The following is a 13,465-nucleotide window of genomic DNA, read 5'->3' on the forward strand; positions in this document are numbered from 1 at the left end:
TCCATGAATCTATGTCATTTATCTATGTCATTTATTTATCTCTGTTTCCTTTTGATGCTTCTAAGTATAGGAATGATTTGTGTTCTTTGTGTGGGAAAAATGTGTTTAATTTGTGACAATTTTATACATTTCCAATATGACAGCAATTTTTAAAATCAGTCCTGTCTGTCAGTTACATCACTTTCGATACATGGAGGAAATTTTTCCGGTACTATATCCCGGAACCAGTGATTTCCAGTTTCCAACCTGACTTTTTAGTACCTTTTCTGTATATTTCAGGGAATTGGAACTATCCATATTTTTAAAGACATTATACGCTGTTTTCTTTTTCCCATTGGCATCCTTCAATCCCATTGCCAATCCCTGAGCCACCTCATGGGCTTCATCTTTATAGCTTCTTATAATAAATGCATCAATCATTGGATTGCAGGCAGCCTTATAATAGGCCAGTGCAATTGCTGCCGCCTGATTTGCCTGTCCTCCATAAGTGGAAGAAAATCCCTGTTCCGAAAGAATGATCCTTGTATTGGAACCAAATCTGTTTTTCACATAATCTGTAAGTGTCTGGATATTACGCATAGTGATAAACGTGGTGGTGTTCGCATCACTGGTAAACATGGATGCATTTGCACCTGACCAGAACTGTGAATCTGAAAGCGGCTGATTATATGCATGATATGCCAGATTCCAGTTCACATCTTTCTGCATATTAGAAATCTTCGCCGCAAAGCTTTCCAGAGTTGATCTTGCACTATAGCAGATAGTAAAGGCATTTTTCTGATTCCAGCAATTATCCAGACAGATAAATACTTTGGAACTTCCCCGGCTGCTTTTCACTGCATTGTAAAGGCAGCGAAAAGCTTCACTGTACATGGAGATAAATTTTGAAAAACTGACATTCCCTACATAATAATATCCGCTTGCACTGTTTACTTCATTTCCCAGGATCCAGTTACTTATATAACAGTTATTTTTTCCAAACTTCTCTCCCAGATATGCAAACATTGCTTCCATAGTCTGTCTAGTTGTGCTGTTATCTGTGTTCCATCCATAATAAGCTGTTTCTGCATAAGGACTGTTTCCCGTAATAAAGCTCTGCGTACTGGCATTCCTGTCAATACTGATCTGTGCAGTCACCTGGATTCCCTTTGCATTACATTGCTGAACAAGATATACATATCCGTACAGACCATTAAAATGATATGTTTTCCCATTATATTTATATGTTTCCACACCACTGTCTTTTCGCATCAGGTCTGAAATATATAAATTAAAAAATACTGTTTTGGATTTTGTATCTGTCAGCTCGTTGATATCTGTAGCCTGAATTCCTTTTTTTGTCCCCGGAACAAAATATGCTGCTGTATTTGTACTGAGTTTCTCCGGATTGCTGACATAGCTTTTCGGACTGATCACACTATACGCAGATTTAGATTTTTTTATCCCTATAGCAAATTTTCCCTGTGCATATTCCGGATGTCCGGAAATGTTCAGCTTAAATGTGATCTTCCCTTTTGCCTTCTCCGGCTTCTTTACTTTACCCACCGTTTTTTTCACTTTACCGGAATTAGAATCTACATACACCAGATAGTAATAACCATCCGAACTTTTCACATAATTTGAAACAGTTGCGGATACAGTGATGGTATTCGCCTTTGTTCCTTTTACATAATCCAGTGATGCAGCTTTCGCTGAAGGACTGATTTCCTTTGTCCATTTTGCATATAAAGTAAGGGAACCTTCTGAACCCTTTTCAATCACGCTTATCTGATTTTTATACTTACTGTCTGTATACCATCCCACAAAATGATATCCGGAACGCGTCGGCTTTTTAAATTTAATCTCATCTTCTGAAGTATAAGTTTTGGGATTAGCAGTATTATTTTTTCCTTTATTAAGTTTATATGTGATTTTATATTCGGATGCTTTCTCCCAGATTGCATACAGGGTTATTGCTGTTGTATCTCCTGCTGCAATAGCCTTATCTGTAGATATATCCGGACTTGTTCCATCATTTTCTGTGTCTGATATCTGCATTTCTGCCTTATCAGTTTTTTCTTCCCATGATGCTCTGTCCGTCTGTGCCACATCATTTTCTTCCTGCATCACATCTTTTTCTGGTTTTATTTCTTCTCCGGCTTCTGTCCTCTCACTGGTTTCCTGAGCCTGCTTTGCCATATCTGCTGTTTCAAGAAGTTTCTTAATAGAATCTCCCGGTTTATAAGTTTCACCGGTTCCATCTTCTTTCGTATTCCACTCTTTAAAAATGTAACCTGTCTTTCCCTTCAGTGCTTCCGGTACTTTAGCAGTATCCGCATCTGCATAGGGTATCACATATGTTTTTTCCAGTTTACCATCACTGTAAAGCAGAATGTTATAACCTTCCGCACTCTGTCCGGCATTTACTGAATCTTCTGTCTCCGACTGTTCCGGTTCCTGATCTTTTAACTCTCCTGTTCCAAACTCATCTCCACTGTTATTCTCATCAGATATTTTATTTCCTGACTCACTTCCTGTCTCATATCCGGCACCATCTTCAAAAACATCTGCTGCTGATTCAACACTTCCTGCCGAAAACTCTGAAGCCCACAATGTCTGCGGTATACAAGACGGAACTATCATAGATACCGCCAGTCCCATTGCTATAAACTTTTTCCATTTTTTCATATTCGTCTTCCTTTCTCTTTTTACATTTTACGGAATTGTTGTAACTATCCAGCATTCCATTTTCTTCATTTTCCTCCTGTCTTACAGTATAACATTTGAAAAATCCACAGACAACAAAAGACTGTCAAAATCAGGACACTAATATGTGATTTTCCTGATTTTAACAGTCTTTTATAAAATTTCCAAACTGCCTGTAACTACCCGGCAGTTTAACCAAATCAAGTAAGTCCCCTGCGGAGGTTGCGAAAAGCAATAAGTAGTGGATGGGGACTTGCTTGTATCAGGAGGAGTGCAAGCTCCTTCTGATAAACTGCGAAGCAGTTATTCGGTGTAGAGCTGCGTAGCGAAGCGGATGATTTTATCCGCTTGACTTTTGAAAATATGGAACCGTCACGATTATTTTACAGTTCCTATCTTATTTAACGGCCAGTAACGAACTGCTACTTCTGCCTCTATTGCATCTTCCTCTACAAACGGATTTTGCCAGTATCTGGAATCCATACTGTGGTTTCTGTTATCTCCTAACATGAAATAACATCCCTCCGGAACTGTATACGGTCCAAAGCTTCCTTCCGGTGTTTCCGGACAAAAGCTGTCATCCAGCGGTTCTTCGGAATCATTGATATACACTTTTCCATCTACAATGTTTACTGTTTCTCCCGGAAGACCAATTACTCGTTTTACAAAAAGCTGAGATGGATCATCCGGATATTTAAATATTACAATATCAAATCTCTCCGGATCATCTTTTATATATGCCAGACGATTTCCAAATACTCTGTCACCTGTCATAATTGTTTCTTCCATAGAACCTGACGGCACTCGTGCATTAATATATACAAAGTGTCCCAACAGAAACGCTATAACAAAGACTGCAATGATAATCTTTGCATAGTCCCACAACTCCCTCCACACAGACCTGCTTTTGTCTGACTGTTCTGTCTGGTTTTTTTCCTCATTTTCCATTTTTCGTCATACCTCCAGAAATTTATATCACAGCATCATTTGATGATATCAGGGGCAAAATACTTTTAAACCTAACCTCATTTACTGTTATCAGAATAATAACTATTTCGCAAATAACGCATTAAACATAGTTTATCACATCTGATAGTTATTCACCACTTAATTTTTTATAAAATTTTGTCACTATTTGATTCTTGGTTACTGTTCACTCCGTTCTCAGCAACACGCTTCGCGATGCAGGAAATATGAACCTCCTTGTGCAATGCCCAAGGAGTATCGTTTGCTTCGCAAACTTAATTTATGCTAATCGCATAAATTCGCGCAGTATGTCTCGGGTTTTCTGTGACCTTCGCTCACAAAAAACACCTCGCGGGATATTACCAGTGAACAGTAACGATTCTTGGCCAATCTTGTCGGCACATTATGTTTCACGTGAAACAAACATATTGTATTCCTGTAGTAATTCCACAATTTAACCGAATCAAGTAAGTCCCCTGCGGAGGTTGCGAAAAGCAATAAGCAGTGGGTGGGGACTTGCTTGTATCAGGAGGAGTGCAAGCTCCTTCTGATAAACTGCGAAGCAGTTATTCGATGTAGAGCTGCGTAACGAAGCGGATGATTTTATCCGCTTGACCCGAGTCAAGCAAATCTACTGCAGCACAATTATTCGGTGTAGAGCTGCGTAGCAAAATGGATGATTTTATCCGTTTGACCAAAAGTTTTTATAATATCAGGAAATGGGTACTATGTTTCACGTGAAACATAGTACCCATTTCTCACTGACAGATTATATTTCCTGCTGGTAATATTCCAGAAAATCTCTGATTTTGCCGGCTGCTTCTTTTAATACTTCTATTCTTGGTAAATAAACCACTCTGAAGTGATCCGGCTGATGCCAGTTAAATCCACCGCCATGTACAAGCAGAATCTTCTTCTCTTTTAATAAATCTAATGCAAATTTCTCATCATTTACGATATTAAATTTCTTTGTATCAATCTTAGGGAACATATAAAATGCAGCTTTCGGTTTCACAGCAGTAATTCCCGGAATATCTGTCAGCGCATTATAAATAAATTCTCTCTGCTCATAAATACGTCCACCAGGAACAATATAACTCTCCACACTCTGATGTCCGCCCAATGCAGTCTGAACAATTGACTGCGCCGGTACATTAGAACAAAGTCTCATATTAGAAAGCATCTTGATTCCTTCTATATAATCTTTTGCAACTGCCTTATTGCCACTGAGAATCATCCATCCGATTCTAAAGCCCGCGATCATATGTGATTTGGATAAACCGCTGAATGTTACACAGAATAAATCCGGAGCCATTGAAGCAATGGAAATATGTTCTGCTCCGTCCATTACAAGACGGTCATAGATTTCATCAGAGAAAATAATCAGATGATGTTCTCTGGCAATATCTACTATCTGTTGTAATACCTCTCTCGGATACAACGCACCAGTCGGATTATTCGGATTTATAATAACGATTGCTTTTGTTCTGCTGGTAATTTTCTTTCTGATATCATCCATATCTGGATACCATTCTGCCTGCTCATCACAAATATAATGTACTGCTTTTCCACCAGCTAAAGTTGCACATGCAGTCCACAACGGATAATCCGGAGATGGAATCAAAATCTCATCTCCATTATCCAACAGAGCTGACATACAGAGATTAATCAGTTCACTGACACCGTTTCCTGTATAAATATCCTCAATTGATACATTAGGGAGCTTTTTCAACTGTGCATACTGCATGATTGCTTTTCTGGCAGAAAACAAACCTTTTGCAGGAGAATATCCCTCACACTCTGTCAGCTGCTGTCTCATATCATAAATCACTTCGTCCGGTGTTCTGAATCCAAATGGTGCCGGATTTCCGATATTCAGTTTCAAAACCTGAGTTCCTGCGTTTTCCATACGTGCAGCTTCTTCTACAACCGGTCCTCTTACATCATATAATACGTTATTTAATTTAGATGATTTTTTAAATTCACGAACCTGTACTTCCTCAACTGTCTCCCTGGTATTTTCTTTCATATTATTATAATTGTAATCAAATTTCATATTTTCCATTTGAATTCCTGCCTCATTTGTCTCTTTCTTTAAAGTGTCTACAGATACATCGGTTCCTTTCAGCCATTCAGTTTCTACTCCTAATGTTGTCGCCAGAAAATTAAGAATTTCTGATCTGGGAGTTGTTTTTCCACTCAGATACTGGCTCACATGACTCTTTCCAAGTTTCACGCCCTTCTCTGCCGCCTTTTTTACAAGGTCGATCTGCTTCATATTCTTCTGTTCCATTGCTTTTTTTAATCGTTCAGCAAATATATTATTCATAAATACTATCTCCGTTCTCTGTAAAAACAAATTACATTGTTATAATCAATGGTTATTGTTATATTTCTTAATTCTTTCGCATATATGTTATAGAAAGAACAGATATATTATATTGTTTATACGGGAATCAAAATACATTCAGACATACAAACATTAATTAAGTTCAAATGTATTTCTTTCAGCATCATACGCGAATATATGTTCTGTTCATTTTTAAATCCCGCATTTTATCAGCTTTTTCAAGTTTTTTCTTTGCTATTATACTATAATTGAACTAATAATTCAACGGTAAATTTTATTATTTTCAATTTCATCAGCAATGTTCAACTTTTAGTTTATTTTGCAGTTCATTATTAATTGAACCATATTGAACATGTTAATTGCTTTTATTACGCTGGTTCAATTAGTTTAATTTATATTTTGAACTATGCATTGAACCAGAATTTAACTTTTCTTATTTCAGTTCAATATATGTTCAATTTAAGTTTTGATGTTTTTGAAATTCCTTTTATTTATGCGGATTTCTCGTCATTTCGCAGATTCTGTTTGTTCAATTTTAAGTTCAAAAAGCACATGTTTTCGTCGGAGATCAGACTCACACTGGACAATTCTGTCTGAGAAACTTTTTCTATGCAATCAAATTTACAGGCTTTTCCACGCCTTTTCTTTCCTTATTATCCCATTATCCCGTCAGATAATTTATTATGTGATATGAAACATATCATAGTGTCGTTCTCTGACAAAAAATAAGTCCACTGCTTACTCCTTTTATAAATAATGCAGTGGACTTATCCGTTAATTTTATTCTTTTGTTATTCTGTAGTTTCGTTGCTCATCTGTACAATTTATATCGCATTGATTTTATTGTACGTTTTATTTCTCTGGATTTACAATTTTACCAGCAATTGCACACGTTGCTGCTGTTTTTGGTGATGCAAGGTAAATCTCTACCTTAGATGTTCCCATTCGACCAAGGAAATTTCTGTTATTTGTAGCTACTACACGTTCACCGTCGGTAAGGATACCTCCTGCACGTCCACAGCACAATCCACATCCGGGATGTGTGATCATTGCACCTGCTTCTGCCAGAGTATCCATAATTCCCTCTGCAATTGCCTGACAGTATATTTTACGGCTTGCAGGAGTTACAATCAATTTAACGTAATCTGCTACCTTTTTGCCCTTTAACACCTCCGCTGCAGCTCTGAGATCCTCCAGACGGCCATTTGTACAGGAACCGATAAATACCTGATCTATTTCTGTTCCTTCAAGTTCACTTACATTTTTAATCTTATCTACCTGAGACGGACATGCCATAACCGGTACAAAATCCTCTGCGCGATAAGTGATTGTTTTCATATAGGTTGCATCTTCATCTCCTGTAAGGCTCTTCTGGAACTCATTCAACTCTATGTCACAATATTCTGCAGTTTTTTCATCCGGTGTAAACAGCGCACATTTTGCCCCTGCCTCAATCGCCATATTTGCCATAGTCATACGGCTTGCTACTGTCATATTCTTTACTGTACTGCCGGTAAATTCAAGTGCTCTGTATGTAGCTCCATCAGCTCCCAGATCACCAATCAGACGCAGGATGATATCTTTGGACATAACATTTTCCGGAAGTTCTCCCTCGATCACAACCTTAATTGTCTCAGGAACTTTGATCCACATAGTTCCTGTTCCCAGAATACTTGCCATCTCTGTATATCCGATACCGGAAGAGAAAGCGCCTACACATCCGTAGGTAGTGGTATGGCTGTCTGTACCAAATACAATATTTCCCGGTTTTACATAACCTGCCTCTGTCATTAACTGGTGGCAGATTCCATCACTTCTGTGAACATTTTTCATGCCATATTTCCTGGCAAAAGCATCTCCCGCATGGAAATGTCTGGTATCATCTAACTGACTTGCAGGAACCAGATGGTCATATATGAGTACTGCTTTATCTGGATCCCAGAGCTTCGTAAAGCCCATTTCTTCAAACTTTTCTGCTACAAATGGAATAAATATATCATGAATCATAACCCTGTCTACATTGACCGTTACAATGTCTCCAGGCTTTACTGTTTTTCCAACATTGTTTCTTATAATTTTCTCAATAACTGTCTCGCCCATTTTCCTCTCCTTTCCAAATCAATCCAGCCCATTCAGTTTGCGCATGGCTTTTACAAGTCCGCCAGCCTGAATAATGCTCATCAGATTTTCCGGAAGAGAAGCAATCGGGTACTGTTTTCCATTGTAATCTACATGTTCATTCATTACCACAGTGACTTCATCACCTTCTTTGATATCATCATGAAGATCTGGCTGCTCGATCAGTAACAGACCATTATTAATAGAATTTCTGAAGAAAATTCTCGCAAAAGATTTGGCAATTACACACTGAATTCCCAGTGCTTTGATAATTTCCGGTGCCTGTTCTCTGGAAGAACCACATCCAAAGTTCTTTCCTGCAACAATAATATCGCCTTTCTGAATCTGTCCTGCCAGTTCCGGACGCAGAGGACTGAATCCGTACTGTTTCATATCGTCGATTGTTTTCAGTGCGAGATATTCTGTTGGAATAATAATATCTGTATCAATGTCATCATCCAGAACCCACACTTTTCCTGTGAATTTTTCCATAATCTTACCTCTTATCTTCTATCTTCACTTGTAACTGTTCAGTACTTTCACAGTCACAAGTTAAAATTCATTCAAACGAATTGTGAATATCCGCTTTGCTACGCGACTCTATACCATACCGAATAACTACTCCGCAGTTTATCAGGATGAGCTTGCTCTCCTCCTGATACAAACAAATCTCCCCCTGCTGTCTATTGCTTTTCGCGACCTTCGCAGGAAATTTACTTGATTCGGTTAAATGTTTCACGTGAAACATTTATAATTAGCATCACACCTCACTTGCCAGCGCAATCTTTCCTGTAATGGCAGATGCTGTAACAGTAGCTGCTGATCCCAGATATACTTTGGAGCTTGGGTGTCCTGCACGACCTTTGAAATTACGTGTTCCTGTACTGATCAGAACTTCGTTCTCACCGATCACACCCTGACAGCTTCCCCAACATACACTGCAGTTCGGATTCATAACAATGGCTCCAGCCTCCATAAACGTGTCAATAAGCCCCTCTTTTAATGCCTGGCGGTAAATAGTCTGGCTTGCAGGCACAACGAGAAATCTGACGCCCTCAGCAACCTTCTTGCCCTTGATGATTTCTGCACCGACACGCAGATCTTCAATACGTCCGTTGTTACAGGATCCCAGAAATGCTTCATTGATTTCAATTCCGCGGGCTTCTTCTGCAGGCACAACATTGTCTACAAAATCAGGTTTCGCAACTACAGGACGGACTTTTGATAAATCAAATGTATATTCTCTCGCATAAACAGCATCCGGATCACTGTGATATACAGCCTTTGGCTCACGTCCATGTTCTTTCAGATATTCAATAGCTTTCTCATCTGCTTCAAAGATACCTGTCTTTGCACCGGCTTCTACTGCCATGTTGCAAAGCGCCATACGATCACTGATACTGAGTGTTTTCGCACCCTCGCCTGTAAATTCCATTGCCTGATAGTTACATCCATTTGCTCCGATTTCCCCAATGATTGTAAGAATCAGATCTCTTGCGTAAACTCCTTCCGGAAGTTTACCTGTCAGATTAAATTTTACGCTCTCAGGAACCAGTACCCATGAAGTACCTGTTACCATACCATAAAGGAAATCTGTACATCCTACGCCTGTTCCAAATGCACCTAATGCACCGTATGAACAGGTATGGCTGTCTGCACCAAAGATCAGTTCACCCGGACGGACATAATTCTCGATCATAACCTGATGGCAGACACCTTTTCCTTCCCAGAAATCAATGTTATGTTCTTTTGCAAAATCTCGCATCTTCTTCTGAGATGCTGCTGTTTTCGGGCTGTCAGATGGTACATTATGATCCACGATAAACACCAGCTTGCTTGTATCTGCAATGTGCGGATTTTTCAATTTATTGTTATACATATCAACCGTAAGATGTGTGGTTCCATCATTACTCATGAGACGATCGAGTTTAACTGTATGGATATCTCCCGGTTTTACGCTGTCAACACCTGCTGCCGCAGCAATAATCTTTTCTGCAATTGTCATTCCCATTTTACTTCTCCTCCTTGTTCAGAGATGCGATCAGACCACCCTGATTCAAAATATTCTGCATATATTCCGGAAGCTTTGTACAGGAATATGTTTTTCCGTTAGCTTCAACTGTTCCCTCTGACATATGAAGAACCATCTTATCTCCGGTATTTACTTCGTCCGGAAGATCTTTGCAGACAATTACCGGCAAACCAATATTAATAGAGTTTCTGTAAAAGATTCGAGCAAAAGATTTTGCTACAACTGCCTGTACTCCCAACGCTTTCAGAACACCAGGCGCTTGCTCTCTGGAAGAACCACATCCAAAGTTTTCTCCACCTACCACGAAATCTCCCGGTTTTACTTTCTTTGAAAAATCCGGATCCAGAGATTCAAATGCATGACCTTTCATCTCATCCAGATTAGGAAGTAACAGATACTGTGATGCTATGATCTGGTCTGTATCCAGGTCATTATGAAATTTAAAAATTGTTCCTGTTTCCATAAAAACTGTTTCCTTTCTGTATCATTTTATCTTTTTACAATTTATCACTTGTCTCTCTTTAACGATTTAGTCAGATAAATTCTTTTCCTATTTTAGCACAAAAGACAGGAGATTGAAAACGCCTGTTTTCAATATTCCTGTCTTTTTTTACAATCGTTATTACATTAACTCTTTTAAAACAGAATGTCCAATTGTTCCCTCAGGCATTGGCACTCCAAAATTCTCCGCCACAGAAGCACCGATCACAGCAAAAGTATCTTCGTCTTTTATCGCACCGCCATTTTTCATTCTCTTTGAGTAAGCAATGAATGGTACATATTCTCTTGTATGGTCAGTTCCTGTATAAGTCGGATCATTTCCATGATCTGCAGTGAGAATAAGCAGATCATTCTCTCTCATTTCTTCTAACAACACACCCAGATTTTTGTCAAATTTCTCAATCTCTTTTCCGTAACCTTCCACATTTCTTCTGTGTCCCCATAATGCATCAAAATCTACAAGATTAACAAAACATAACCCTCTGAAATCTCTCTTGCAGATTTCAATTGTCTGCTCCATTCCATGTACAGAGCTGTCTGAATGATGAGTTTCTGTAATGCCTTCTCCGCAAAAAATATCATGAATCTTTCCAACACCGATCACATCAAATCCATGATCTTTCAACACGTTTAACGTGGTAAGTCCGGTGGGTTTCAATGCATAATCATGACGGTTACTGGTACGTTTAAATTCACCTTTTTTCTTACCAATGTACGGTCTTGCAATAACTCTGCCAACTCTCCATTCATCCTTCATGGTAATTTCTCTTGCAATTTCACAGCAGCGGTACAGATTCTGAAGATCAAAAGTTTCTTCATTTCCGCAGATCTGAAGGACAGAATCTGCTGAAGTATAAACAATCATTGCACCCGTCTGAATCTCCTCTTCGCCCAGTTCCTCAATAATCTCCGTTCCGCTTGCGCTCTTGTTTCCTATCACTCTTTTTCCGCATCTTTTCTCCAGTTCTGCGATCAGTTCCGGCGGGAATCCTGTTTCTGTAAAGGTTTTAAATGGTTTTTCTGTTTTGATTCCCATCATCTCCCAGTGTCCGGTCATGGTATCTTTTCCATTGCTAGCTTCACCCAGATGCGTATATCGCCCCTTGGGATTCTCAACACCCGCCATTTTTCCTGCCGGATGAAGATTCAGCATTCCCAGTTTTCTAAGATTTGGAATCTCCAGAGAACCCATTTTCTCAAGAATATGTCCAAAAGTATCCACTCCGATATCACCAAATTTTGCTGAATCCGGCATTGCCCCGATTCCCAGAGAATCAAGTACAATTACAAAAATTCTGTCGTAATTTTTCATTTATGTTTACTCCTTCTCTTATATTTTATTAATCGCTGACCTTTTCCTGTTCCCTTTTATTCGTCATTCACTTTTTTTACTTTTCGCAATTAAAAATCACTTGCAATGATGGGCGTTTACCTTATATTTCTCGGGAATTTATCAGATTTCGTAGTCCAAATCCCAGCGGTAGCAAATCCTTCAGTGTGTAGATATCATAATGCTCTTTATCTATTGCCAGAATAATCCGAAATGTCTCCGGATCACAGAACTCCATCATTACCTGACGGCAGACACCACAGGGAGCTGTATACTCTGTCAGGATTCCATCTTTTCCACCCACAATACAAATTGTGTCAAACTCCCTGACGCCTTCGCTCACCGCTTTAAAAATCGCGGTTCGTTCCGCACAGTTCGTAGGTGTATATGCTGCATTTTCAATGTTACACCCTGTATAAATCTGTCCGTTTTTTGTAAGTAATGATGCACCAACCTTAAAATTTGAATAGGGTGTATAAGAAAATTTAAGCTGTTCCATTGCAGTCTCAATCAGTTTGCTGATCATTGACTTTTCCAGATTCTGCATTCTCTGTCGCCTCCGTCCTTACAGAACTTGTCCCTGATCTTCTTTAATCATTCTGCGTATTGCCTCTACAGCTACCCGGATTGCCATGTCTGTGTCATGTACAACTGGATTCTCAAGACCCAGCTTCTCTCTCTCCTGATTTGCCAATACCAACAGACAGGAACCCATCCTCGCCCTGAGTTTACCGGCTACGATGAAAAGTGCCGCGGATTCCATTTCAGAAGCAAGACATCCCATTCGTTTCCAGGCTTCCCATTTATTGATCAACTCATAACCTGCCGGCATTGCTTCCGGCTCATGCTGTCCATAGAAAGAATCTTTAGACTGTACCACACCTGTATGATATACAAATCCCTTCTCCTTCGCAGCTTCAACAAGAGCATTGGTCACATCCAGATTTGCCACTGCCGGATATTCAATTGGCGCATATTCTCTGCTTGTTCCTTCCATACGTACTGCTGCTGTCGCAATTACAATGTCTCCACTTTTTATTTCCGTCTGCATTCCACCACAGGTTCCGATTCTGACAAAAGTATCCGCTCCGCAGCGATACAGCTCTTCCATTGCAATGGACGCTGATGGGCCACCAATACCGGTTGACGTTACACTGACCTTCACTCCATCCAGTGTTCCTGTATAAGTGATATATTCCCTGTTATCTGCGATCAGCACAGAATTATCAAAATACTGTGCAATCTTTACACATCTTTTCGGATCTCCCGGAAGGATCACATAACGGCCCACTTCATCTTTTGCCACTTGAATATGATACTGTCTGTTTACATCTTCTGAGTAATTTTTCATAATCATCCCATCCTTTTCGTTTTCACGTGAAACATCGTTTGCCACTGTTTAACAATCCTCTTAATTAATGCATTTAATAGGCGTTTGCGAAACGCCACAAGCCGCATAAATACGGCATTTTTTGTTACCTAT

At 39.3% G+C, this 13,465-nt stretch carries 10 protein-coding genes; all 10 read right to left on the reverse strand.

Annotated elements, in window-relative coordinates:
* Positions 1–177: 177 nt before the first annotated feature.
* A complete protein-coding gene (locus LJE09_RS14020) occupies positions 178–2,667 on the reverse strand; it encodes a DUF5722 domain-containing protein (protein WP_227311474.1) in 2,490 nt (829 codons plus the stop codon).
* A gap of 396 nt (positions 2,668–3,063) precedes the next feature.
* The gene (lepB, locus tag LJE09_RS14025) at positions 3,064–3,633 is read right to left on the reverse strand and encodes a signal peptidase I (RefSeq protein WP_008708256.1); all 570 of its coding nucleotides are present in this window, start codon (positions 3,631–3,633) and stop codon (positions 3,064–3,066) included.
* A 787-nt stretch (positions 3,634–4,420) separates the two neighbouring features.
* Positions 4,421–5,980, reverse strand: a complete 1,560-nt coding sequence (locus LJE09_RS14030; RefSeq protein WP_119241919.1) for an aminotransferase class I/II-fold pyridoxal phosphate-dependent enzyme — start codon at positions 5,978–5,980, stop codon at positions 4,421–4,423.
* An 873-nt stretch (positions 5,981–6,853) separates the two neighbouring features.
* Complete coding sequence (locus tag LJE09_RS14035; protein ID WP_161276552.1) at positions 6,854–8,101, reverse strand: 3-isopropylmalate dehydratase large subunit; 1,248 nt, start codon at positions 8,099–8,101, stop codon at positions 6,854–6,856.
* Positions 8,102–8,119: 18 nt separating this feature from the next.
* Positions 8,120–8,611, reverse strand: a complete 492-nt coding sequence (locus LJE09_RS14040) for a LeuD/DmdB family oxidoreductase small subunit (protein WP_022380260.1) — start codon at positions 8,609–8,611, stop codon at positions 8,120–8,122.
* Positions 8,612–8,879: 268 nt separating this feature from the next.
* Positions 8,880–10,130 (reverse strand): 3-isopropylmalate dehydratase large subunit, encoded by a 1,251-nt coding sequence (locus tag LJE09_RS14045; RefSeq protein WP_161276551.1) that lies wholly within the window; start codon positions 10,128–10,130, stop codon positions 8,880–8,882.
* A gap of 1 nt (position 10,131) precedes the next feature.
* Positions 10,132–10,614, reverse strand: a complete 483-nt coding sequence (locus tag LJE09_RS14050; RefSeq protein WP_008708263.1) for a LeuD/DmdB family oxidoreductase small subunit — start codon at positions 10,612–10,614, stop codon at positions 10,132–10,134.
* 159 nt (positions 10,615–10,773) lie between these two features.
* Entirely contained in the window at positions 10,774–11,964 is a 1,191-nt protein-coding gene (locus LJE09_RS14055; protein WP_008708264.1) for a phosphopentomutase, read from the reverse strand.
* 121 nt (positions 11,965–12,085) lie between these two features.
* Entirely contained in the window at positions 12,086–12,529 is a 444-nt protein-coding gene (gene cdd / locus LJE09_RS14060) for a cytidine deaminase (protein ID WP_008708265.1), read from the reverse strand.
* Between the two features lie 18 nt (positions 12,530–12,547).
* On the reverse strand, positions 12,548–13,333 hold the full coding sequence (udp, locus tag LJE09_RS14065; RefSeq protein WP_161276550.1) for a uridine phosphorylase: 786 nt from the start codon (positions 13,331–13,333) through the stop codon (positions 12,548–12,550).
* Between the last annotated feature and the right edge of the window lie 132 nt (positions 13,334–13,465).

This window comes from Blautia sp. DFI.3.45, assembly GCF_020593505.1.
GTDB lineage: Bacteria > Bacillota > Clostridia > Lachnospirales > Lachnospiraceae > Blautia_A > Blautia_A wexlerae.

What these genes read in the sequence shown, in the direction of transcription:
- udp (WP_161276550.1), bottom strand. Translation starts at nt 13,333, where the DNA reads ATGAAAAATTACTCAGAAGATGTAAACAGACAGTATCATATTCAAGTG.
- LJE09_RS14020 (WP_227311474.1), bottom strand. Translation starts at nt 2,667, where the DNA reads ATGAAAAAATGGAAAAAGTTTATAGCAATGGGACTGGCGGTATCTATG.
- lepB (WP_008708256.1), bottom strand. Translation starts at nt 3,633, where the DNA reads ATGGAAAATGAGGAAAAAAACCAGACAGAACAGTCAGACAAAAGCAGG.
- LJE09_RS14035 (WP_161276552.1), bottom strand. Translation starts at nt 8,101, where the DNA reads ATGGGCGAGACAGTTATTGAGAAAATTATAAGAAACAATGTTGGAAAA.
- LJE09_RS14045 (WP_161276551.1), bottom strand. Translation starts at nt 10,130, where the DNA reads ATGGGAATGACAATTGCAGAAAAGATTATTGCTGCGGCAGCAGGTGTT.
- LJE09_RS14030 (WP_119241919.1), bottom strand. Translation starts at nt 5,980, where the DNA reads ATGAATAATATATTTGCTGAACGATTAAAAAAAGCAATGGAACAGAAG.
- LJE09_RS14050 (WP_008708263.1), bottom strand. Translation starts at nt 10,614, where the DNA reads ATGGAAACAGGAACAATTTTTAAATTTCATAATGACCTGGATACAGAC.
- LJE09_RS14055 (WP_008708264.1), bottom strand. Translation starts at nt 11,964, where the DNA reads ATGAAAAATTACGACAGAATTTTTGTAATTGTACTTGATTCTCTGGGA.
- cdd (WP_008708265.1), bottom strand. Translation starts at nt 12,529, where the DNA reads ATGCAGAATCTGGAAAAGTCAATGATCAGCAAACTGATTGAGACTGCA.
- LJE09_RS14040 (WP_022380260.1), bottom strand. Translation starts at nt 8,611, where the DNA reads ATGGAAAAATTCACAGGAAAAGTGTGGGTTCTGGATGATGACATTGAT.